This is a genomic window from Serratia sp. OLAL2, assembly GCF_002752475.1.
Taxonomy (GTDB): Bacteria; Pseudomonadota; Gammaproteobacteria; order Enterobacterales; family Enterobacteriaceae; genus Serratia; species Serratia bockelmannii.
In genome coordinates, this window is the sequence record NZ_MSTL01000003.1 from 205,003 (window position 1) to 227,991 (window position 22,989).

General features: G+C 60.4%; 22 protein-coding genes. 16 read left to right on the top strand and 6 right to left on the bottom strand.

The window, feature by feature from the left end:
• Positions 1-2: 2 nt before the first annotated feature.
• Together argO and BVU99_RS04515 are read right to left on the bottom strand one after the other, a co-directional pair.
• The gene (gene argO / locus BVU99_RS04510; RefSeq protein ID WP_025304159.1) at positions 3-620 is read right to left on the bottom strand and encodes an arginine exporter ArgO; all 618 of its coding nucleotides are present in this window, start codon (positions 618-620) and stop codon (positions 3-5) included.
• Positions 621-745: 125 nt separating this feature from the next.
• The gene (locus BVU99_RS04515) at positions 746-1,564 is read right to left on the bottom strand and encodes an IclR family transcriptional regulator (protein WP_025304160.1); all 819 of its coding nucleotides are present in this window, start codon (positions 1,562-1,564) and stop codon (positions 746-748) included.
• A gap of 374 nt (positions 1,565-1,938) precedes the next feature.
• Between BVU99_RS04515 and BVU99_RS04520 the strand changes: the two genes are divergently transcribed.
• From BVU99_RS04520 to BVU99_RS04575, 12 genes are all read left to right on the top strand, one after another.
• Positions 1,939-3,492, top strand: coding sequence for a sugar ABC transporter ATP-binding protein (locus tag BVU99_RS04520; protein ID WP_025304161.1), 1,554 nt, complete (start codon positions 1,939-1,941; stop codon positions 3,490-3,492).
• On the top strand, positions 3,485-4,567 hold the full coding sequence (locus BVU99_RS04525; RefSeq protein WP_099817443.1) for an ABC transporter permease: 1,083 nt from the start codon (positions 3,485-3,487) through the stop codon (positions 4,565-4,567). The genes BVU99_RS04520 and BVU99_RS04525 overlap by 8 nt, the downstream gene beginning before the upstream one ends.
• A gap of 14 nt (positions 4,568-4,581) precedes the next feature.
• Positions 4,582-5,682 carry a substrate-binding domain-containing protein gene (locus BVU99_RS04530; RefSeq protein ID WP_099817442.1) on the top strand — a complete coding sequence of 367 codons (1,101 nt, stop codon included), beginning with the start codon at positions 4,582-4,584 and terminating at the stop codon, positions 5,680-5,682.
• Positions 5,679-6,554, top strand: a complete 876-nt coding sequence (locus tag BVU99_RS04535; RefSeq protein WP_025304164.1) for an SMP-30/gluconolactonase/LRE family protein — start codon at positions 5,679-5,681, stop codon at positions 6,552-6,554. The genes BVU99_RS04530 and BVU99_RS04535 overlap by 4 nt, the downstream gene beginning before the upstream one ends.
• Before the next feature lie 256 nt (positions 6,555-6,810).
• Positions 6,811-7,809: a 3-dehydro-L-gulonate 2-dehydrogenase gene (yiaK, locus tag BVU99_RS04540; RefSeq protein ID WP_025304165.1), complete on the top strand. Its 999-nt coding sequence runs from the start codon at positions 6,811-6,813 to the stop codon at positions 7,807-7,809.
• 13 nt (positions 7,810-7,822) lie between these two features.
• Entirely contained in the window at positions 7,823-8,296 is a 474-nt protein-coding gene (locus BVU99_RS04545) for a YhcH/YjgK/YiaL family protein (RefSeq protein WP_099817441.1), read from the top strand.
• Between the two features lie 122 nt (positions 8,297-8,418).
• The gene (locus BVU99_RS04550) at positions 8,419-9,714 is read left to right on the top strand and encodes an MFS transporter (protein WP_025304167.1); all 1,296 of its coding nucleotides are present in this window, start codon (positions 8,419-8,421) and stop codon (positions 9,712-9,714) included.
• Complete coding sequence (locus BVU99_RS04555) at positions 9,714-11,204, top strand: FGGY-family carbohydrate kinase (protein WP_099817440.1); 1,491 nt, start codon at positions 9,714-9,716, stop codon at positions 11,202-11,204. Before BVU99_RS04550 ends, BVU99_RS04555 begins: the two co-directional genes overlap by 1 nt.
• A complete protein-coding gene (ulaD, locus tag BVU99_RS04560) occupies positions 11,201-11,857 on the top strand; it encodes a 3-keto-L-gulonate-6-phosphate decarboxylase UlaD (protein ID WP_025304169.1) in 657 nt (218 codons plus the stop codon). Before BVU99_RS04555 ends, ulaD begins: the two co-directional genes overlap by 4 nt.
• Position 11,858: 1 nt before the next feature.
• Positions 11,859-12,719, top strand: a complete 861-nt coding sequence (locus BVU99_RS04565) for an L-ribulose-5-phosphate 3-epimerase (RefSeq protein ID WP_043142677.1) — start codon at positions 11,859-11,861, stop codon at positions 12,717-12,719.
• Positions 12,713-13,408 (top strand): L-ribulose-5-phosphate 4-epimerase, encoded by a 696-nt coding sequence (gene araD, locus BVU99_RS04570; protein WP_043142679.1) that lies wholly within the window; start codon positions 12,713-12,715, stop codon positions 13,406-13,408. The genes BVU99_RS04565 and araD overlap by 7 nt, the downstream gene beginning before the upstream one ends.
• 142 nt (positions 13,409-13,550) lie before the next feature.
• Positions 13,551-14,249: an RluA family pseudouridine synthase gene (locus tag BVU99_RS04575; RefSeq protein ID WP_099817439.1), complete on the top strand. Its 699-nt coding sequence runs from the start codon at positions 13,551-13,553 to the stop codon at positions 14,247-14,249.
• A 7-nt stretch (positions 14,250-14,256) separates the two neighbouring features.
• Here BVU99_RS04575 and BVU99_RS04580 read toward each other — a convergent pair whose 3' ends face one another.
• Positions 14,257-14,796, bottom strand: a complete 540-nt coding sequence (locus tag BVU99_RS04580; protein ID WP_025304173.1) for a DUF2058 domain-containing protein — start codon at positions 14,794-14,796, stop codon at positions 14,257-14,259.
• A gap of 317 nt (positions 14,797-15,113) precedes the next feature.
• Between BVU99_RS04580 and BVU99_RS04585 the strand changes: the two genes are divergently transcribed.
• From BVU99_RS04585 to BVU99_RS04595, 3 genes are all read left to right on the top strand, one after another.
• A complete protein-coding gene (locus BVU99_RS04585; RefSeq protein ID WP_099817438.1) occupies positions 15,114-16,091 on the top strand; it encodes a DUF1852 domain-containing protein in 978 nt (325 codons plus the stop codon).
• A 25-nt stretch (positions 16,092-16,116) separates the two neighbouring features.
• Positions 16,117-17,148: a methionine synthase gene (locus BVU99_RS04590; RefSeq protein WP_049206152.1), complete on the top strand. Its 1,032-nt coding sequence runs from the start codon at positions 16,117-16,119 to the stop codon at positions 17,146-17,148.
• Between the two features lie 187 nt (positions 17,149-17,335).
• Entirely contained in the window at positions 17,336-18,685 is a 1,350-nt protein-coding gene (locus tag BVU99_RS04595; protein ID WP_099817437.1) for an MFS transporter, read from the top strand.
• 82 nt (positions 18,686-18,767) lie between these two features.
• Here the strand turns inward: BVU99_RS04595 and mscS are convergent, their stop codons facing one another.
• The gene (gene mscS, locus BVU99_RS04600) at positions 18,768-19,634 is read right to left on the bottom strand and encodes a small-conductance mechanosensitive channel MscS (RefSeq protein WP_025304177.1); all 867 of its coding nucleotides are present in this window, start codon (positions 19,632-19,634) and stop codon (positions 18,768-18,770) included.
• 205 nt (positions 19,635-19,839) lie between these two features.
• Between mscS and BVU99_RS04605 the strand changes: the two genes are divergently transcribed.
• Complete coding sequence (locus BVU99_RS04605; RefSeq protein WP_025304178.1) at positions 19,840-20,508, top strand: DUF1345 domain-containing protein; 669 nt, start codon at positions 19,840-19,842, stop codon at positions 20,506-20,508.
• Positions 20,509-20,563: 55 nt separating this feature from the next.
• Here BVU99_RS04605 and fbaA read toward each other — a convergent pair whose 3' ends face one another.
• Together fbaA and pgk are read right to left on the bottom strand one after the other, a co-directional pair.
• A complete protein-coding gene (fbaA, locus tag BVU99_RS04610) occupies positions 20,564-21,643 on the bottom strand; it encodes a class II fructose-bisphosphate aldolase (RefSeq protein WP_025304179.1) in 1,080 nt (359 codons plus the stop codon).
• A 116-nt stretch (positions 21,644-21,759) separates the two neighbouring features.
• Positions 21,760-22,923: a phosphoglycerate kinase gene (gene pgk / locus BVU99_RS04615; RefSeq protein WP_025160206.1), complete on the bottom strand. Its 1,164-nt coding sequence runs from the start codon at positions 22,921-22,923 to the stop codon at positions 21,760-21,762.
• Positions 22,924-22,989 lie beyond the last annotated feature (66 nt).

The following is a 22,989-nucleotide window of genomic DNA, read 5'->3' on the forward strand; positions in this document are numbered from 1 at the left end:
TCTTATAAATTTGCCCCCTGCCAGGCCAGCTGCAGCGCGATGCCCCACATCACCAGCCCGACCAGCGCGTTGATGATGCGCTGCGCCCGCTGCGTGTTCAGCCACGGCGCCAGCCAGGAGGCCAGCAGCGCCAGGCCAAAGAACCACACCGCCGACGCGCTGACCGCGCCAAGCGCGAACCAGGAGCGCACGTCCGCCGTCAGCTGCCCGCCCAGGCTGCCGAGCACCACAAAGGTGTCCAGGTACACGTGCGGGTTCAGCCAGGTGACCGCCAGCATGGTGACCACGAGGCGCCAGCGACTCTGCGCCAGCTCCTGCGCCGCGGCCTGTGCCGGTTGCGGGCTGAAGGCGGAACGGAACGCGCCCCAGCCGTACCACAGCAGAAACGCCACCCCGCCCCAGGTGACCAGCGCCAGCAGCAGCGGCGAGCGGGTCAGCAATGCGCTGCCGCCGAAAATCCCGGCGCAGATCAGCACGATATCGCTCAGCGCGCACAGTGAGGCAATCATCAAATGATACTGGCGGCGAATGCCCTGGTTCATCACGAATACGTTCTGCGGGCCCAGCGGCAGGATCATGGCGGCGCTCAGGGCAAAACCCTGCAGGAAGACGGCTAACATGGGAGATTCCTCGAATGATAAAAGGCGCCGGACGAAGGCGCGTGTGGGTCAACACGCGCATCATACGAGGAAGCGATCATTAGGTGAAATTGATGTTTCTAATCCAGTATCAGAGACGCTAATACTTAAATCGGCGTGACGAACCCCAGCTCCTGAGAGATGCGTTGCGCGGTGGCCAGCACCGGTTTAATCAGGCTTTTGACGCCGATCTGCTGCAGCTTGGCGGTCGGCAGAGAAACCGACACCGCATAAGGCACGCGCTGTTGAATATCGAACACCGGTGCCGCCACGCAGGAGACCCCCAGCTCGTTTTCCTCGCGATCCATCGCCATGCCGCGCTGGCGAATATCGGCCAGTTCCTCATACATCTTCGGCAGCTCGGTAATGGTATTGCGCGTCAGCGTCTGAATCTCTTGCTGGTGAGTCTGCCAGTAGTGAGCCGGGTAATCATCATTGCCGTAAGCCATGAAGATTTTACCCATCGCCGAACAGTACAGCGGCATATGCTGGCCGATATAGGCGCGGGTGCGCATCATGCCGGTGGTCGGCTCCAGCTTGTAGATCAGGATGACGTGGTCGTCTTCGCGGCTGGAGAAGTTGACCGTCTCGCCCACTTCCAGATTCAGCTGTTCCAAATGCGGCGCGGCCACGTGAATGATGTTGAGTGACGACAGCGCCTTCTGGCCGATGGAAATGAACTTGGTGGTCAGGCGGTAGCTGCCCGGCGACGGCGCCTGGGTCACATAGCCGCTGGTGTGCAACCCCTGCAGCAGGCGGTGCACCGTGCTCTTGTTCATGCCGGCCAGCTCGGACAAATGCGCCAGCGGACATCCGTTGGGGAAATTACTCAGGATCTCAATCAACTGCAAACCGCGGAACAGGCTTTGGCTGCCCAGCGGTTTGTCTTTCTTGTCATCTTTCTCGTCGACGGCTTTCAGGCTCATAGCGAAAATCTCTCCAGTGTCGAACCGCCAACCGGCGCTGCGGCAAAGTCAGCAGGCTCTTTGCCGGGCATGTTACCCCAAGGCCCGCATCAGGTGAAGACGGAACGCCGTTTCATTGTCCGCAGCGGGATAAAAATCCGCAATATTTCCCCCATGTTGAAGTGAGCCATCGGTCACACTTCCGCAAAGTAAAAAATAACTCATTGTTTAATAACAATAATTAAAACCTCACCGCCTTTGATTTAGCGCAACGAACGTCATATTATTTTTGAAATTGAATTTCGCATATTGAAATTTAAAGACCAGATACTCACCAGCAGTTTGGCTAATTTGCCCGACATCTTCGCACGGGCACGACACCAGGGGCGCATCACATGACTATGGATAATGCGGCACAACCCATCCTTACCCTCAGCCACATCGTCAAACGATTTGGCGGCAACGTGGCGGTCAACGACGTCAGCCTGCAGGTGATGCCGGGCGAAGTTCTGGCGTTGCTGGGCGAAAATGGCGCCGGCAAATCGACGCTGATCAAAGTGCTGGCGGGCGTCTACCCGCGCGACGGCGGCGATATTCGCTTTCAGGGCGCAAGCATCGCCTCCGCCGCCGCGATAAAAAGCACCAGCCGCCAGCCGATCGCCTTTATTCATCAGGATCTCGGCCTGATCGAATGGATGACGGTGGCGGAAAACATGGCGCTGGTGATGGGGTTTCCCCGCCGCTTTGGGCTGATCGACTGGCGCGCCATTCGCCGCCGGGCGGCGCAGGCGCTGCAAGACGTCGGCATCGCGCTCGATCCCGATGCGCGCGTCTTCGAACTGTCGCGCACCGAAAAATCGCTGCTGGCGATCGCCCGCGCGGTGGCGGTCAACGCCGAGCTGCTGGTGCTGGATGAACCGACCGCCTCCCTGCCCGCCAACGACGTGCGTCATCTGTTCGCCGTGATCAACCGGCTGCGCGCCAAAAAGGTCGGCATGATTTATGTCACCCACCGTCTGGACGAAGTGATCGAAATCGCCGATCGGATCTGCGTGATGCGCGACGGGCGCTATGTCGCCGGCGGTCGCACCGCCGACTACTCGCTGCGCGATCTGGTGCAAACCATCGTCGGCGAAGCGATGGCGGACGATCAGCGCGAACCGCTGCCGGAACATCGTCCGCCGGTGCTGCAGCTCGATAGCGTCACGGTGGGCGACATCGGCCCGGTGAGCTTCGACTTGCAGCCGGGCGAGATGCTGGCGCTGGCCGGCCTGCGCGGGGCCGGGCAAGAAGAGATTGGCCGGCTGCTGTTCGGGTTGCGCCAGGCCGACGGCGGCGCGATTCGATTTCGCGATCGGCCCTATCAGGCGAGCACCCCGCAGCAGGCGATGGCCTGCGGCGTTTCGCTGGTGGCGGGCGATCGCACCGGCGAAAGCCTGGTGATGTCGATGAGCGTGCGTGAAAACCTGTTTATCAACCCCTGCGCCAGCGGCCACCGGCTGCTCTCCCGCTACGGGCGGCGAGCGGAGATCGGCGCCAGTTGGTGGAAGGTGCAGCTGTTCGACGTACGCCCCAAGGACGTCAATATCGATATCAGCGCGCTGTCCGGCGGCAACCAGCAAAAGGTGGTGATGGCGCGCTGGATGCATCTGGGGGCGCCGCTGCTGATCCTGGAAGATCCCACCGCCGGCGTGGACGTCGGCGCGCGCGCGGAAATCTACCATCTGCTGAATAAATCCCTGGCGGAAGGCGTGGCAGTGCTGGTTATCTCCAACGATTTCGAGGAGATCGCCCATATTTGCAACCGCGCACTGGTATTCAACCGCGGGAAAGTGGTCGGCGAGCTGAAAAATCAGCAGGTGTCATTCGCCAATTTATTGGAGCTGGCCTCTGCCAGCACCGGGGAAAACGTCGCAATCACGTCAGAATCCGAGGTAGGCCATGTCTAAAACATCCGTTAAATCAACCGCACTGGAGCAGCGCGTCAGCCTGGCGCAGGACGGCACCGGCCCGTGGCTGATGCAGGTTCTCACCCGCTATGGCCTGCTGCTGCTGTGCATCGCGCTGGTCGTGCTGTTCTCACTGCTCACCCCCTCCTTCGCATCGATGCTGACGCTGCAGGCTATCTTGTCGAGCAAGGCCAAAATCGCCCTGTTGGCGCTGGCGGCGACCATCCCGATGATCGTGGGGAAGATCGATCTTAACGTCGGTTTCGGCATTGTGCTGTGGCACATTCTGGCGATCACGCTGCAGGTGGAATACGGCTTCTCCTGGCAGATGGCGGTGCTGACGGTGCTGGCGATCTCGGCGCTGTACGGGTTGCTGAACGGCATTCTGGTGGCGCTGGCCGATATCGACAGCTTCGTCGCCACCCTCGGCTCCGGCACCGTACTGTACGCCATTGCCCTGTGGCACTCCGGCGGGCGGCAGATCGTCGGCGACTTGCCGGATGCCTTCATCGCGCTGCACCACACCGAGATCGCCGGCATTCCGATCGTGGCATTTTACGTGCTGATCGTCGCGGTGGTGCTGTGGCTCATCACCGAACACACCCCGCTCGGCCGCTGCATGTATGCGGTGGGCGGCAACCCGGCGGCGGCGCGCCTGAACGGCATCTCGGTCAACCGCTTTACCATCGGCGCCTTCATCGCCTCCAGCGTGCTCACCGGTTTCAGCGGCGTGTTGATCGCCGCCGAACAGGGCGTCGGCCAGGCCAGCGTCGGCATGGACTATCTGCTGCCAGCGCTGGTCGGCGCCTTCCTCGGCAGCACCACCATTCGCCCAGGGCGCGTCAACGTCTGGGGCACCGTGGTCGGCATCGCCATTCTGGCTATCGGCATCGCCGGCATCCAGCAGTTCGGCGGCGAATTCTGGGTCGAGCCGCTGTTCAACGGCGCGACGCTGTTGCTGTCGATCACTCTGGCCGGCTATGCCCAACGCCGCCGGCTGCTCAATCAGAAAGCGGTACAACGCAGCCAGGCGACGCCGGCTGACAACAACAATCAGACAGCGACCCACCCTTAAACCAGGAGCACACCATGAAACGCATTTGGCTGTTACCGGGGTTCACCACATTCTTGCTCGCCGCATCGCCGGCCTGGGCCGACGCCTATCTCGATCAGGCCACCGCCGCCGTGGCGAAGGCTACCGCCAGCGCCACCCAGTGGGACGGCCCCACCAGCGGCCCGCAGCTGCAGGCCAACAAGAAGATCATTTTTATCGCCTCCGACATGAAGAACGGCGGCGTGCAAGGGGTGCAACAGGGGTTGAGCGAAGCGGCGAAAGCCGCCGGCTGGAAGCTGGAAACGCTCGACGGCGGCGGCTCGGTGAAAGATCAGCTGGCATCGCTCAATCAGGCCATCGCCCAGAAACCAGACGGCATCGTGATCGGCGGCTGGAACCCTAACGTCGCCAAGATCCCGCTGAAAAAGGCCGTACAGCAGGGCATCGTGCTGACCGCCTGGCATGCGGTGCCGGAACCGGGCCCCATCGCCAAATACAATGTGTTCTATAACATCACGTCGGATTCCAACGAAGTGGCGCGCATCGCCGCGCAATACGCGGTGGTGCAGTCCGGCGGCAAGGCGAGCGTGTTGATCTTCACCGACTCGCTGTACCAAATCGCCTTGGACAAGGCCAACGTCATGAAAGAAGAGATCGCCAAATGCAGCGGCTGTACGCTGCTGGAATTCATCGACACGCCGCTGGCAGATACCGCCAACCGCATGCCGGCGATGACCTTCAGCCTGCTGCAGAAGTACGGCGACAAATTCCAATATGCGCTGGCAATCAACGATCTGTATTTCGACTTTATGGCGCCGGCGCTGAAAACCGCCGGCAAAGGCGGCAAGAACGCGCCTTACAACGTGTCGGCCGGCGACGGTTCAATCTCCGCTTACCAGCGTATCCGCTCGGGCGACAGCCAGTCGGCGACGGTGCCGGAGCCCTTGAAGCTGCACGGTTGGCAGCTGCTGGACGAATTCAACCGCGCCTTCGCCAAGCAGCCGCCTTCCGGCTACGTGACCCCGGCGCATCTGGTCACCCGCGACAATATCGCCGCCGACGGCGGCGCCAATAACCTGTATGACCCGCAAAACGATTACCAGGGCCATTACAAAGCGATCTGGGGCGTGAAGTGAACGGCGGCATTCGGCATTCATTGCGCACGCACGCTCAGCTCGAGCGCTTGTGCTCACCGGCGATTTGGGCCGAAGGGCCGGTCTGGCTGCCGCAAGAGGATGCGGTGGTGTTCAGCGACGTGAAAGGCAATCGCATGTTCCGCTGGTCGCGCCGGGGTGAGCTAAGCCTATACCGCTCGCCGTCGCACTACGCCAACGGCAATGCGCGCGACGGCGAGGGGCGTGTGGTCAGCTGTGAACACGGGCGGCGCGGCATCAGCCGCACCGAAAGCGATGGCGAAGTGCGCCTGTTGATCGACCGCGTCGACGGCAAGCGCTTTAACTCGCCGAACGACGTGGCGGTGTGTTCCGACGGCACCCTGTGGTTCACCGATCCGCCCTACGGCATCATCGGCGACGAAGAGGGTTACAAATCGGAAAGCCAGGTGATCGGCTGCTATCTCTACAGCTTCGATCCGCGCGACGGTTCGCTGACCATCGCCGCCTGCGACCTGCAGCGCCCGAACGGCCTGGCGTTTTCACCGGATGAAAAATGGCTGTACGTTGCGGACATGTCGATCGTGGATTTTCCGACGCTGGGCCGCCGCGAGCTGCGCGTCTATGCGGTCAACGGTCGCGAGCTGGAAGCCGGCCGCCGTTTTGCAACCGTGGAACCCGGTTTCCCGGACGGCTTCTGCGTCGATCGGGCCGGCAATCTGTTTTGCAGCTGCGCCGACGGCGTGCTGGTCTTCGATCCAGAGGGGCGACAGATCGACAAAATCAACGTGCCGGAACGCGTCTCCAATTGTACCTTCGGCGGCCCGAACGGCGATGAACTCTATATCACCGCCACCACCTCGCTCTACCGCATGGTGCTGAACACCCGCGGTTAACCGGGGTCCCGCAAGACGCAGGGTGGGTTTTGATCCGCCCTGCTTTGTCACGTCTGAAGCACGCCATCTCCACCAAAACGTGGCGGCGATCACAAAATCACCACTCAATTTTAACGTCATGTTTTTCATGAATAATTTTACTCCCCCTTGCTTTGACTTCCCTGAATCGCCGGGATAGCATTTATTTGAAATGCAATTTCGCATATTGAAATTTAGCGAACCAAAAACAGACGATTCGCACAGGCGGAGAACCGGCATGAGAGTGAGTTACAGCGAGTTAAAACAGCAATTCAAACGCGTGCTGCTGGCGCGCGGCGTGGCGGAACATCTCGCCGACGACTGCGCCGGCATGTTCGCCGACACCACCGCCAGCGGCGTTTACTCCCACGGCGTTAACCGCTTTCCGCGCTTTATTCAGCAGCTGGACGCCGGCGATATCGTGCCGGACGCCGAACCCAGCAAACTGTTGTCTCTGGGGGCGATCGAGCAATGGGATGCGCACCAGGGCATCGGCAACCTTACCGCCCGCCGCATGATGGATCGCGCCATGCAGTTAGCCGACGAGCATGGCATCGGCCTGGTGGCGCTGCGCAACGCCAACCATTGGATGCGCGGCGGCGGTTACGGCTGGCAGGCGGCGGAGAAAGGCTATATCGGCATTTGCTGGACCAACTCGATCGCCGTGATGCCACCGTGGGGCGCCAAAACGTGCCGTATCGGCACCAACCCGCTGATCGTCGCCGTGCCCGGCAACCCGATCACCATGGTGGACATGTCGATGTCAATGTTTTCCTACGGCGCGCTGGAGCTGAACCGGCTGGCGGGCAAAACCCTGCCGGTGGACGGCGGCTTCGACAACGATGGCCGCCTGACCCGCGATCCGGCCACCATCGAAGAGAACCGGCGCATTTTGCCAATGGGGTATTGGAAAGGATCGGCGCTGTCGATCGTGCTGGACATGATCGCCACCCTGCTGTCCGGCGGCGCCTCGGTGGCGGAAGTGACGGAAGATCACCGCGACGAATACGGCGTCTCGCAGGTGTTCATCGCGATTGAGATAGACCGGTTGATCGACGGCGACAGCCGCGATCAAAAACTGCAGCGCATCATGGATTACGTCACCAGCGCCGAACGGGACAACCCCGACGTCGCCATTCGCCTGCCGGGCCACAAGTTCCCGCGCATTCTGGAAGAAAACCTGCGCGACGGCATTCCGGTTGACGAACGAGTCTGGGCGCGCATTCAGGCGCTGTAACGGGAGGATCATCATGATATTCGGCCACATCGCCAACACCGCGCCCGAGCAGTACCCGACGCCGGTCGCCAACGCCGTCGCCTATTTGCAGCGCACCGATTTCAGCGTCTTGCCCGCAGGGCGCTATGAAGATCCCGCCACCGGCTACGTGGTGCAAGTGCTGGATCTGCATACCCAACCACCGGATGCGCTACGCCCGGAAGTCCACCGGCAAAACGTCGACGTGCAGTTTCTGGTCAGCGGTACCGAGCTTATCGGCGTAGCGGTGGACAACGGCGACAACGTCATTCATCAGGAGCTGCTGGCGCAGCGCGACATCCTGTTTTATCAGGACGTGGCCGACGAATCCTGGCTCACGATGCGGCCCGGCAACTTCGCGGTATTTTTTCCGCAGGACGTGCATCGCCCGGCCTGCATTAACCAACGCCCCTGCGCGATACGCAAGGTGGTGGTGAAGATACCGCTGGCGTCGTTTAGCGCCCGATAGACGCAGCACCCGTAACGATAACAACACCGGTCCATGAGGCCTGTGCGGGCGCCCTTGCGCCCAAATTAAGCAAAACAATAACGCCCGACCCTACAAAAAAGTGAACATCGAAAGAGGTCCTTATGAATACAGCCTCCGTTTCCGTCAGCCAAAGCCAGGCTATTCCCAAGCTCCGCTGGCTGAGGATCGTGCCGCCGATCCTCATCACCTGCATCATTTCTTACATGGATCGGGTCAACATCGCCTTCGCCATGCCCGGCGGCATGGATGACGAACTCGGCATCACCGCCTCGATGGCCGGGCTGGCCGGCGGCATCTTCTTTATCGGTTACCTGTTTCTGCAGGTGCCCGGCGGCAAGCTGGCGGTATACGGCAACGGCAAGAAATTCATCGGCTGGTCACTGTTGGCCTGGGCGGTGATCTCGGTGCTGACCGGGCTGGTCACCAATCAGTACCAGCTGCTGTTCCTGCGCTTCGCCCTCGGCGTTTCCGAAGGCGGCATGCTGCCGGTGGTGCTGACCATGATCAGCAACTGGTTCCCGGATAAGGAGCGCGGCCGCGCCAACGCCATCGTCATCATGTTCGTGCCGATCGCCGGGATTCTCACCGCCCCGCTGTCGGGTTGGATCATCACCGCCTGGGACTGGCGCATGCTGTTTCTGGTGGAGGGCGCTCTGTCGCTGGTAGTCATGGCGCTGTGGTACTTCACCATCAGCAACCGGCCGCAGGAAGCCAAATGGATCTCGCAGGCGGAAAAAGAGTATCTGGTAAAGACCCTGCACGACGAACAGTTGCTGATCAAAGGAAAAACGGTGCGCAACGCCTCGCTGCGCCGGGTGCTGGGCGACCGGATCATGTGGCAGCTGATCCTGGTGAATTTCTTCTACCAGACCGGTATCTACGGTTACACCCTGTGGCTGCCGACCATTTTGAAAGGGCTGACCCACGGCGATATGGAGCAAGTGGGCCTGCTGGCTATCTTGCCCTATATCGGCGCCATCTTCGGCATGCTGATCATCTCCACCCTCTCCGATCGCACCGGTAAGCGCAAAGTCTTCGTCGCCCTGCCGCTGGCCTGCTTTGCCGCCTGCATGGCGCTGTCGGTGCTGCTGAAGGATCACATCTGGTGGTCTTACGCTGCGCTGGTCGGCTGCGGCGTATTCATTCAGGCGGCGGCCGGGGTGTTCTGGACCATCCCGCCCAAATTGTTCAACGCCGAAGTGGCCGGCGGCGCACGTGGCGTGATCAATGCGCTGGGCAACCTCGGCGGCTTTTGCGGCCCGTATATGGTCGGCGTCCTGATCAGCCTGTTCAACAAGGATGTCGGCGTCTACAGCCTGGCGGCCTCGTTGGCGATCGCCTCCGTGCTGGCGTTGATGCTGCCCAATAAATGCGACCACAGCGCGAGGAGCGAATGATGGAATATTGGCTGGGGCTCGACTGCGGCGGCACCTTCATCAAGGCGGGATTATACGACCGCAGCGGCCATGAACACGGCGTTGCGCGGCGCAATCTGGCGATCGTCGCGCCGCAGCCCGGCTGGGCCGAGCGCGATATGGCATCGCTGTGGCGCACCGCCGCCGACGTGATCCGGGAAGTGCTGTCCGCCAGCGGCGTCGCCGCCGGCGCCATCCAGGCCATCGGCATCTCGGCACAGGGCAAGGGCGCATTTCTGCTGGATAAGCAGGGGCAGCCGCTGGGCAACGCCATGCTCTCCTCCGATCAGCGCGCGCTGGCGCTGGTGCAGGAATGGCAACGGCAGGGCGTGCCGCAGGCGCTGTATCCGCAAACGCGCCAAACGCTGTGGACCGGGCACCCGGTCTCGCTGCTGCGCTGGCTGAAGCGGCATCAGCCGGAACGTTACGCCCGCATCGGCAGCGTGCTGATGGCGCACGACTACCTGCGCTATTGCCTGACCGGCGAGCTGGCCTGCGAAGAAACCAATATCTCCGAATCCAACCTGTATCAGATGCGCAGCGGACGCTATGACTCGGCGCTGGCGCAGCTGCTGGGTATCGGCGACATCATGCCCGCCCTGCCGACGATCGTCGGTTCGGCCGAGATCGCCGGGCGCGTCGAGGCAAACGCCGCGGCCATCACCGGCCTGCAAACCGGCACTCCGGTGGTCGGCGGGTTGTTCGACGTGGTGTCCACCGCGTTGTGCGCCGGCCTGCAGGACGAAACCCGGCTCAACGCGGTGATGGGGACCTGGTCGGTCACCAGCGGCATCACCGACGCCATCATCGAGGATTTCGATCATCCCTTTGTCTATGGCCGCCACGCCGAAAACGGCCAATACATCGTGCACGAAGCCAGCCCCACTTCCGCCGCCAACCTGGAATGGTTCTGTCACCAATGGGGGCTGCAGGACTACGACCAGCTTAACCGCTGGGTCGCCGCCCTGCCGAAAGCCGCCGGCGATCTGCTGTTCGCCCCTTTCCTGTATGGCTCCAACGCCGGCCTGGGGCTGAGCGCCAGCTTCTACGGCCTGCAGGCCTTCCACCAGCGCGAGCACCTGGTGCAGGCGATCTACGAAGGCGTGGTGTTCTGCCACATGACGCACCTTAACCGTATGCGCCGGCGTTTCCCTGAGGCGCAGGCGCTGCGCGTGACCGGCGGCCCCGCCAAATCCCGCCCCTGGATGCAAATGTTCGCCGACGTCAGCGGCCTGCCGGTTGAGCTGCCGCAGGTGGAAGAAACCGGCTGTCTGGGCGCGGCGATGGCGGCCATGGTCGGCAGCGGCGTCTTCAACGATTTCACCGCCGCCCAGCACCGGCTGGCGCCGCGTATCGAGCGGCTGCTGCCTGATGCGGCCGCCGCCGAAGCTTACGACCACAAACACCAACGTTATCAGGCGCTGATTGCTGCATTGCAACATCTGCAGCCCGCCAACAAGGAGGCCCCATGAGCACGAAACCGCGCCTGCAGCTGGCGCTCGATCAAACCCGTTTGGATACGGCGCTGCGCACCGCCGAGACCCTCAGCCCCCATGTGGACATCATCGAGGCCGGTACCATTTTGTGCATCAGCGCCGGTATTCAGGCGGTTAGCGCGCTGCGTGAACGCTGTCCGCAGCACACGCTGGTGGCCGATCTCAAGGTGGCCGACGCCGGTGCGACGCTGGCCGATCAGGCCTTCGGCCAGGGCGCGGACTGGATGACGGTGATCTGCGCCGCGCCGTTGGCCACCATGGCCAGCGCGCGGGAGGTCGCCGAGCGTCACGGCGGTGAAATCCAGATCGAACTGTTCGGCCGCTGGACATTGGAGGACGCGCGGCAATGGCGCGGCCTCGGCATTCGTCAGGCGATCTATCACCGCGGCCGCGACGCGCAGGCCAGCGGGCAAACCTGGGGCCGGCAGGATCTGGATCGGATGAAGGCGCTGTCCGATCTGGGCATCGAGCTGTCGGTGACCGGTGGCATCACGCCCGCCGACCTGCCGCTGTTTAAAGAAATCGCCGTCACCGCCTTTATCGCCGGCCGCGCGCTGGCCGAGGCCGGCGATCCGCCGGCCGCCGCCAGGCAGTTCCGCACCGCCATCGATGACATCTGGAGATCATGATATGCGTCAGCACCCGTTGGGAATTTACGAGAAAGCGCTGCCGAAACACCTGAGCTGGCCCGAACGCCTGGCGCTGGCCAAGGCCTGCGGCTTCGACTTCGTCGAAATGTCGGTGGACGAAAGCGATGAACGTCTGGCGCGCCTGAGCTGGAGCAAGGCGCAGCGCCTGGCGCTGGTGGACGCCATGCTGGAAACCGGCATCCGCATTCCGTCGATGTGCCTCTCCGGCCACCGGCGCTTTCCGTTTGGCAGCCACGATCCGGCGCTGCGACAGCGCGCCTTCGACGTGATGGAACAGGCCATTCAGCTGGCCAAAGATGTCGGTATCCGGACGATCCAGCTAGCCGGCTACGACGTGTATTACGAAGAGCAGGACGAGGGGACGCTGGCGCGCTTTAGCGAAGGCATGCAGTGGGCGGTAGACCGTGCCGCCGCCGCCCAGGTGATGCTGGCGGTGGAAATTATGGACACCGCCTTTATGAACTCGATCGCTAAATGGAAAGCCTGGGACGCCCTGCTGGCCTCGCCGTGGTTCTCGGTGTATCCAGACGTCGGCAACCTCAGCGCCTGGGGCAATGACGTGCCGCGCGAGCTGGAGCTGGGCATCGATCGCATCGCCGCCATTCACCTGAAAGACACCTACCCGGTCACCGCCACTTCGCCGGGGCAATTCCGCGACGTGCCGTTTGGCGAAGGCTGCGTCGACTTCGTCGAGGTGTTTCGCACGCTGCAGCGCCTCAATTACCGCGGCGCATTCCTGATTGAGATGTGGACCGAAAAAGCCGAGGAGCCGGTGGCCGAGATCGTTCAGGCCCGCCGCTGGATCGAACAGAAAATGCAACAAGGGGGCATGACATGCTGACTCAGTTAAAACAACAGGTGCTGGAGGCCAATCTCGATCTGCCGCGCCATAAGCTGGTGACCTTTACCTGGGGCAACGTCAGCGCGGTGGATCGCGAACGCGGTCTGGTGGTGATCAAGCCTTCCGGCGTTGAATACGAGCATATGACGGCGGAGGATATGGTGGTGGTCGATCTGGCCAGCGGCCGCACCGTCGAGGGGGCAAAAAAACCGTCGTCGGACACCGCCACCCATCTGGCGCTGTACCGCGAATTTGCCGATATCGGCGGCATCGTCCACACCCATTCGCGCCACGCCACCATCTGGGCGCAGGCCGGGCTGGACATCCCCGCCTGGGGAACCACCCACGCCGACTATTTTTATGGCGCTATCCCCTGCACTCGCCTGATGACCCAGGATGAAATTGAGCACGATTACGAACTGGAAACCGGCAACGTGATTATCGAAACCTTCCGCCGGCGCGATATCAATCCCAACGCGATCCCGGCGGTACTGGTCAATGCCCACGGCCCCTTCGCCTGGGGCAAAGACGCCCACAACGCGGTGCATAATGCGGTGGTGCTAGAAGAGATCGCCTACATGGGCATTTTCTCGCGCCAGCTGACGCCGGGCATTCACAGCATGCAGCGCGAGCTGTTGGACAAACACTACCTGCGCAAACACGGCCAAAACGCCTACTACGGGCAGTAGAGCGCCGGGGACTTAACCGTGGCACCCGATGCTTTGCCGCATCGGGTGCCAACGGGCATGAGCCGCAGTGTAACGAAAACCGCATTCGCTCATCGACGCGAAATTCGCTATCATCCGCCCCCACCCACCAGCCGGCCGCCCGATGTCTACGATCACCGATACCTTTATTGCCCCGCCATGCCATGACCCAATAGAGATCCTCTATCAGGACGATCATCTGGCGCTGATCAATAAACCGGCCGGGCTGCTCAGCCTCTCGGGCAAGAATCCGCAGAATCTCGATTCGGTACACCACCGGCTGGTACAGATCTTCCCCGGCTGCGCCCTGGTGCACCGCCTGGATTTCGGCACGTCCGGGTTGATGGTGGTGGCCCGCAACAAGGCCGCCAACGCCGCGCTCTGCCGGCAGTTCAGCGAGCGCACCGTCAGCAAAGTGTACAGCGCGCTGCTTTGCGGCCATCTGGCGAATAACGAAGGGGTCATAGACGCGGCGATCGCCAAAGATCCGGCGCTGTTCCCGCTGATGTCGATTTGCGCCCTCCACGGCAAGCCCGCCCGCTCCCGCTATCGGGTCGTCGAGCGTTTTTATCGTGAAACGGAAGGCGGGATCCCGCTGCCGCTGACGCGGGTGCAGCTCACCCCGGAGACCGGGCGCACCCACCAGCTGCGTATTCACAGCCGGCAGTTGGGCCACCCTATTTTAGGCTGCGATCTGTACGGCGGGCGCCTGCTGCCGGGTACCGAACAGACGCCGCGGCTGATGCTGCACGCCAGCGAGCTGGACTTTGTGCACCCCATCAGCGGAGAGCGGATCGCCGCTCGTCACGCCGCGCCGTTCTGAACGCGGCTTACCACATCAAATCGTCGGGCACTTTAAAGTCGGCGTACGGATCGTCTTCATCCTGCTCTTCCTGACTCAGCGCACTGTGCAGCACAATGCTGGCCGCATCGCGCTGCGCGATTTTATCGGCGACGCTCGCGGGGATAATCGCGTATTCACACTCTTCCCGGTTCTCGACCACCAAGCGGGCAATGGCGAGGCGGCCATTGATCAGCTGAGTCTGCGTCGCCTTATCCACCAGGATTTTCTTGATCAGGTTGCCGTCGGTGAAGTTGAAACCGATATCACCTTTCGCCAGAACGATGCGGTTCATCTCGATCAGTTGCTTCACCTGCGCCTTGTATTCTTTGGACAGCGCGGCTTGCTTTTGCTGCTCGTTCAGCGCTTTATCGCGCTCAAGCTGCGCCTTTTTATTCTCTTCCACCGCCTCTCTGGCCTCACGGGCCTGAACGCGTGATTTTTTAGCCGTTCTTTGGACTTTGGCCATTTTCTTGCTGGTTACCAAGCCCGCTTTGAGCATCTGCTCTTGTAAGGTGAGTTTTGTCATGTTCGTGTCTGAAGCCGTGGGATCATGGGGGGATTATACCCGTAATTTTTCAGGCTGCACCAGGTTGCCGGCCCGGTACGTTGGCGGTTTGCGCTGCAGAGCAACGGCGATAAACCGCCCCGAACGCCAGATCATGAATAGCGCTCATGTGGTAATGAAATTAAGTCTCTTTCACTCCCTGCGGGACTCTGGCAAAAATAGACCTCATTAAAGACAGACAATATGAAATCGGCTGAATGAAAAAAAGAGAAAAACAACCCATTGAAAAAAATGGATAAATCCAGCCGTCATACCATATAACAGGATGCTATAAGACGATGAATAGAGACTTTACCTTTACGATTAAGAGCAGTTCTTTCGATGAAGATTATAACCCTTCTGAAAGTACGCGTATCACCACCAACTTCGCCAATTTGGCCAGAGGGGAAAACCGCCGGGAGAACCTGCGCAATACGCTGGTGATGATTAACAACCGCTTCAATACGTTGGCGCATTGGGATAACCCCAAGGCCGATCGCTATTCGGTCGAGCTTGAAATCATCTCGGTTGAGATGCGCGTTGAAGATCAGGGTGCCAGCTTCCCGGTGATCGAAATCCTGAAAACCAACATCATTGATAAAAAAACGCAAAAGCGTATCGAGGGCATCGTTGGGAACAATTTCTCCTCTTACGTGCGCGACTACGACTTTAGCGTCTTGCTGCCGGCGCACAATAAAAACACGGCGGAATTTACCATTCCGGATGATTTCGGCGATTTGCACGGCAATATCTTTAAGCACTTCGTCAATTCAAACGAATACCATGAAAATTTCAGCAAACCGCCGGTGATCTGCCTCAGCGTGTCCAGCAAAGACACCTACCATCGGACGGGCAATCAACACCCGGTGTTGGGCGACGAGTATCGGCAAGACGGCGCTTCGCTGACCGACCAGTATTTTAAAAAAATGGGCCTGCAGGTGCGCTACTTCATGCCGAAAAATAGCGTCGCGCCCCTGGCGTTTTATTTCCCCGGGGATTTGCTGAGCGATTACACCGATCTGGAACTGATCGGCACCATCAGCACGATGGAGACCTTCCAGAAAATTTATCGGCCTGAAATTTACAATGCCAACTCGGCGGCGGGGCAATGCTATCAGCCAAGCCTGAATAACCAGGATCATTCATTAACCAAGATTGTTTACGATCGCGAAGAGCGTAGCCAGTTAGCGATTGAGCAGGGGAAATTTACGGAAGAGCAATTTATCAAACCCTATAAACCTCTTCTTGAGCAATGGTCTGCTCACTACGCGCTTTGATTCACTCAAATACAGGTCATCTATTATGAAAATATTGCTCCCTACGTCGACCGCCGGCAGCTTGCCCAAACCTGTCTGGCTGGCCCAACCGGAAACCCTGTGGTCGCCTTGGAAATTGCAGAATGAAGAATTAATCGAAGGGAAACAGGACGCCTTGCGTTTGTCGCTGGCAGAGCAACAACAGGCCGGCATCGATATCGTCAGCGATGGCGAGCAAACGCGCCAGCACTTCGTCACGACGTTTATCGAACACCTCAGCGGCGTCGATTTCGAGAAACGCGAAGTGGTTAAAATCCGCAATCGCTACGAGGCGAGCGTGCCAACCGTTGTGGGGGCGGTCTCGCGCCAAAAACCCGTTTTCGTTGAAGACGCCAAATTTTTACGCCAGCTGACCAAGCAGCCGATTAAATGGGCCCTGCCGGGGCCGATGACCATGATCGACACGCTTTATGACAACCACTATAAAAGCCGCGAGAAATTGGCCTGGGAGTTCGCCAAGATCCTCAATCAGGAAGCTAAAGAGCTCGAGGCCGCCGGCGTCGACATTATTCAGTTTGATGAGCCCGCATTTAACGTGTTCTTTGACGAGGTGAATGACTGGGGCATTGCCGCCCTGGAAAGAGCCATTGAAGGGCTTAAGTGTGAAACCGCCGTACATATCTGCTATGGATATGGGATTAAAGCCAATACCGACTGGAAAAAGACGCTGGGCTCGGAATGGCGGCAATATGAAGAGGCGTTTCCGAAACTGCAAACGTCCAACATCGATATCATCTCCCTGGAGTGCCATAACTCGCACGTGCCGATGGACCTGCTTGAACTGATCCGCGGCAAAAAGGTGATGGTCGGCGCCATCGACGTAGCGAATCATGCCATTGAGACGCCAGAGGAAGTGGCCGCTACGCTGCGCAAAGCGCTGCAGTTTGTCGATGCCGACAAGCTCTATCCGTCGACCAACTGCGGCATGGCCCCCCTGCCCCGTCAGGTCGCCCGCGGCAAGCTGAATGCGTTAAGCGCAGGTGCCGAGATCGTGCGCCGAGAGCTGTTAGCCAAATAACCTTGCCAGCGCCCGCCACAGACACCTCCTGTGGCGGGCGATTATCATCAATTCCCCCTCCCCGCAACGTCCCCGCTCTGGTGTATACTCGGATTTCTACGCGATGCCAGCCACAGCGGTTTTGGTTCAGGCCTGGCCTGAACAGCCCTCAGCCAGCCCACACCAGCCGAATAACAGTGGAATAACCATGAGCCCAAATACCGCTCGCATCAGCGAAATCATCGATCGCGCCAGGATCTCCCCCTACCAAATCCTGATCCTCACCCTGTGTTTCCTCATTGCCCTGCTGGACGGTTTCGATACCGCCATCATCGGCTATATCGCCCCGGCGCTGCGCGAAGAGTGGGATCTGCTGCCCGCTCAGCTCTCTCCCGCCTTCGGTGCGGGGCTGTTCGGCCTGCTGATCGGCAGCCTGCTGTTCGGGCCGATCGCCGACGCCTTCGGCCGCAAACGCGTGCTGCTCGTCGCGGTGCTGGTGTTTGGCGGCTGCACCCTGGCTTCGGCCTATACGCATTCGATCGAATCCCTGACCCTGCTGCGCTTCATCACCGGCATTGGCCTCGGGGGCGCAATACCAACTTGCATCACCCTCAGCTCGGAGTACTCACCGGCGCGCCGCCGCATGCTGATGGTCACCTTGAGCTGGAGCGGCTTTACCGCTGGGTTAGCCCTGGGCGGCCTGCTGGCCGGGCAGATCATCCCGGCGTTCGGCTGGCGCGGCCTGCTGCTGGTCGGTGGCATCGCGCCGTTGGCGCTGCTGCCGCTGTTGGCCTGGCAGATGCCCGAATCAGTACGCTTTATGGCCGCCAGCGCCAAACATGCCGATCGGCTGCGCCGGGTGGTCGAGCGCATCACCGGCCAGCGTTGGACGGGGGTAACCATCGTCGATGACGAGCGCCCGGCGCAGATCAAATCACCGATCTCGCATCTGTTTATCGAAGGGCGCGCCGTGCGCACCCTGCTGCTGTGGGCGGCGTTCTTCTGTTCGCTGTTCGTGTTTTACCTGCTCACCAGTTGGCTGCCGACGATCCTCAAAGACGCCGGTTTCGATATCGCCCACGCCTCGCGCATCGGCGCGATGGTGCCGCTCGGCGGCACCCTGGGCGCCATTCTGATGGCGCTGCTGATGGATCGGGTCGGGCCCTACCGCGTGCTGGCCGTCTCCTACCTGGGTGCCGCGCTGGTGATTGGCGCCACCGGGTATCTGATGGGCGACGTCTACACGCTGGCCGCCGTCGTGTTCCTTATCGGCTTCGGCGTGGCCGGCGCGCAGAACGGCCTGAACCTGGTTTCCGCCACCCTTTACCCGACCGCAGCCCGCGTGACCGGCGTCAGTTGGGCCATGGCCAATGGCCGCTTTGGCTCGATCGTCGGCTCAATGCTCGGCGCCTGGATGATGACCGCCGCCGGCTCGACGGAGGTGTTCTTCCTCTGGTTGGCGCTGCCGGCGCTGTTGGGCGCCGCCGCCATCTTCCTGCTTTATCGCCTCAGCCTGCGCCGCCGCGTGCCGCTCACGGAGCCGGCAGCGGACATCTGATCGCCCTAAAAGAAAAGGCCAAGACGCCATCGGTAGCGTCTCGGCCTGCAGTAAAAAAAGGGGGCCAAGGCCCCCTTCTGTGTTATTCCGCCTTGGCGGAAGCGTCTTCAGTGCGATACAGGTGCACGTCCATTTGCGGGAACGGAATGCCGATGTTGTGGGCATCCAGCGCGCGCTTGAAGTTTTCCATCAGATCGAAGTACACGTTCCAGTATTCCGCATTGGTGGTCCAGGAACGGGTCACAAAGTTCAGGGAAGATGGCGCCATCTCGTTCAGACGCACAGTCACGCCTTTAGCGTGCATGATGCGCTTGTCGGCAGCGATCACGTCGCCCAGCACCTTCTTCACCACGTCGATATCGGCGTTGTAGGCCACGCCTACCACGATATCCACACGGCGGTTCGGCTCGCGGGAGTAGTTGATGATGTTGCCGGCGATGATTTTACCGTTCGGCACCACGATGGTTTTGTTGTCTGCGGTGCGCAGGGTGGTGGAGAAAATCTGCACCTGATCGACGGTACCGGCCACGCCGCCCAGATCGACATATTCACCCACGCGCAGCGGGCGGAAGATCACCAGCAGCACGCCGGCGGCGAAGTTAGACAGCGAGCCTTGCAGCGCCAGACCGACAGCCAAACCGGCGGCACCCAGCACGGCGATCACCGAGGTGGTCTGCACGCCGACGCGCCCTAGCACCGCGATGAAGGTGAACGCCAGCACGCCGTAACGTACGATCGCCGACAGGAAGTCTGCCACCGTGGCGTCGATGCCGCGCAGTTTCATCACGCGGTTCAGCGCATTGCCGACCACGCGGGCCACGATCGAACCGATGATCAGGATAACGATGGCGGCGACGATATTCACCGCGTACTGGATCAACAGATCCTGGTTCTTCACCAACCAGTTGCCGGCACCGTTGATGCCGTCTACTACATTCAAATCTTTCATTCGTGTCGTCCTAACTCAGTCCCTAACGGGAGAAACTCGCAAAAATACACTGGCCTCGGCAGCCAGTAGGAAACCACCGCCTAAGGGTAACCAACATTAAAGGCTCATGCCAACCGTCAGCGTTAAAAATAGCCGAAACCGCCCGCCGCGTCTTCTATGCTGAAAACAGCGCGTTGGCTATTTCACGACAAGGGATCCGTTCTTCATGCACATTCGCTCTTCGCTCAAACACTATTGGCAAGTGCGGCCCAGGCTGCTGTTTTCCGTCGGCGCCGGGCTGCTGTGCTTTCTGCTTCTGCCCGCCCAACTCTCGTTGCTGCAGCGCCTGATGATCGGCTGGAATACGCTGGCCTGGCTCTATCTGCTGTTTCTTTGGCGGCTGATGCTGGTCAGCACACCGCAGCACATTCGCCAGATCGCTCGGCGACAGGATGAAAGCGCCAGCACGGTGTTGGCGCTGGTCAGTTTCGGTTGTCTGGTGAGCATTCTGGCGATCCTGTTCGAATTGAGCAGCGCCAAACAGGCCAGCGACTCGCTGAAAACGCTACATCTGGCGTTAACCGGCGCAACGCTGGCAGTCTCCTGGCTGCTGCTGCCGACCGCCTTCACCATGCACTATGCCCATCAGTTTTACCGTCAGGGCGCACAGCAGGATCCCTTGCCGCTGCTGTTTCCCGGCAATCTCACCGAGCCGACCTATCTGGACTTTGCCTACTTCTCCTTCACCATCGCGGTCGCGTCGCAAACGGCCGACGTGGCGGTCGGCGCCGCGGAGGTGCGTAAAATCGCGCTCGTGCAGTCGGTTATTTCGTTCGTGTTCAACATGCTGATCCTGGGCCTGTCGATCAACGTCGGTGCTGGCCTGCTGGGCTGAAAACGAAAAAGGCTCCCCGCAGGGAGCCTTATGCACGTGCAACAGGTGCCGAAGATTACAGAACGTCTACCGCGTTCAGATCTTTGAAAGCCTGCTCCAGACGCGTCACCATGCTGGTCTGCGCTGCGCGCAGCCATACGCGTGGATCGTAGTATTTCTTGTTCGGCTGATCGGCGCCTTTCGGGTTGCCCAGCTGGCCCTGCAGGTAAGCTTCGTTTGCTTTGTAGTACTGCAGGATACCATCCCAGGTCGCCCATTGGGTGTCGGTGTCGATGTTCATTTTGATCACGCCGTAACCCACAGACTCTTTGATCTCTGCGTCGGTAGAACCGGAACCGCCGTGGAACACGAAGTTCAGGCTGTTGTGCGGCAGGTTGAATTTCTTGGACACGTAGTCCTGAGAATCACGCAGAATGGTCGGAGTCAGCTTGACGTTGCCTGGCTTGTACACGCCGTGCACGTTACCGAAGGAGGCTGCGATGGTGAAGCGCGGGCTGATGGCGTTCAGTTTTTCGTACGCGTAAGCCACGTCTTCCGGCTGGGTGTACAGTGCGGAAGCATCCATATGGCTGTTGTCCACGCCATCTTCTTCACCGCCGGTGCAGCCCAGTTCGATTTCCAGCGTCATGCCGATTTTGGCCATGCGCTTCAGGTAGGCGCTGCAGATCTCGATGTTTTCTTCCAGAGATTCTTCAGACAGATCGATCATGTGGGAAGAGAACAGCGGTTTGCCGGTAGCGGCGAAGTGCTTCTCGCCGGCGTCCAGCAGGCCGTCCAGCCATGGCAGCAGTTTCTTCGCGCAGTGGTCGGTGTGCAGGATCACCGGCACGCCGTAGTGTTCAGCCATCTGGTGAACGTGGTGTGCGCCAGAGATAGCGCCCAGAATCGCTGCACCCTGAGGCACATCGGTCTTCACGCCTTTGCCGGCGATGAACGCGGCGCCGCCGTTGGAGAACTGAACGATAACCGGCGCGCGCACTTTAGCCGCGGCTTCCAGCACTGCGTTGATGGAGTCGGTACCCACGCAGTTTACCGCTGGCAGCGCAAAGTTGTTCTCTTTAGCAACTGCGAAGACTTTCTGAACGTCATCACCCGTGATGACACCCGGTTTTACGAAATCAAAAATTTTAGACATGTTACTTTGTCCTGTTTCGTCGGCCGTAGATGGATGTAAATCGATGTTTTCACGCCGCGCAGCGTGAGCCGCGCGGTATAAAACAAACGGGCGGCTTTCGCCTCCCGTTGTCTGAATTACTGCTTAGCGCGCTCTTCCAGCATCACGACTGCAGGCAGCGGTTTCCCTTCAACGAATTCCAGGAATGCGCCACCGCCGGTGGAGATGTAGGAAATTTTGTCAGCGATACCGAACAGATCGATGGCTGCCAGAGTGTCGCCGCCGCCAGCGATAGAGAAAGCGTCGCTATCGGCGATCGCGCGGGCGACAATTTCGGTGCCCTTACGGAAGTTAGGGAACTCGAATACGCCAACCGGGCCATTCCACAGAATGGTCTTGGCGTTCTTCAGGATAACGGCCAGACGCTCGGCAGAGACGTCGCCCATATCCAGAATTTGCTCGTTGTCCTGGATCTCGTTGGCCTGCTTCACGGTCGCGGTCGCGGTTTCGGAGAACTCGGTCGCCACGCGCACGTCGGTCGGAACCGGGATGTCGCAGGTTTCCAGCAGTTTCTGCGCGTTCGGGATCAGATCCGGTTCGTACAGGGACTGGCCCACGTTGTTGCCCTGCGCCGCCACGAAGGTGTTGGCGATGCCGCCGCCGACGATCAGCTGATCGGCGATTTTGGACAGGGAATCCAGCACGGTCAGTTTGGTGGAGACTTTAGAGCCACCCACGATGGCGACCATCGGACGGGCCGGGTTGCCCAGGGCCTTGCCCAGCGCTTCCAGCTCGGCGGACAGCAGCGGGCCGGCACAGGCGACAGGCGCGAACTTGCCCACGCCGTGGGTGGAAGCCTGCGCGCGGTGCGCGGTGCCGAACGCGTCCATCACGTACACGTCGCACAGCGCCGCGTATTTCTTGGACAGGGTTTCGTCGTCTTTCTTCTCGCCCTTGTTGAAGCGAACGTTTTCCAGCACCACCAGTTCGCCTTCGGCGACGTCGACGCCATCCAGATAATCCTTCGCCAGACGCACTGGGGATTTCAGATGATCTTTCAGGTAGTTGACCACAGGCAGCAGGGAGAATTCTTCGTTGTACTCGCCTTCGGTAGGACGACCCAGGTGGGAGGTTACCATCACGCGGGCGCCTTGCTTCAGCGCAGCTTCGATAGTCGGCAGGGAAGCGCGGATACGCGCGTCGGAAGTCACTTTACCGTCTTTTACCGGCACGTTCAGATCGGAGCGGATCAGTACGCGTTTACCCGCCAGATCCAGATCGGTCATCTTAATTACAGACATGGTGAACCCTCTTTATTGAATCTCTATAAAATTGCCTGAGCAGCGCGCCCATCACGCCGGCGCCGC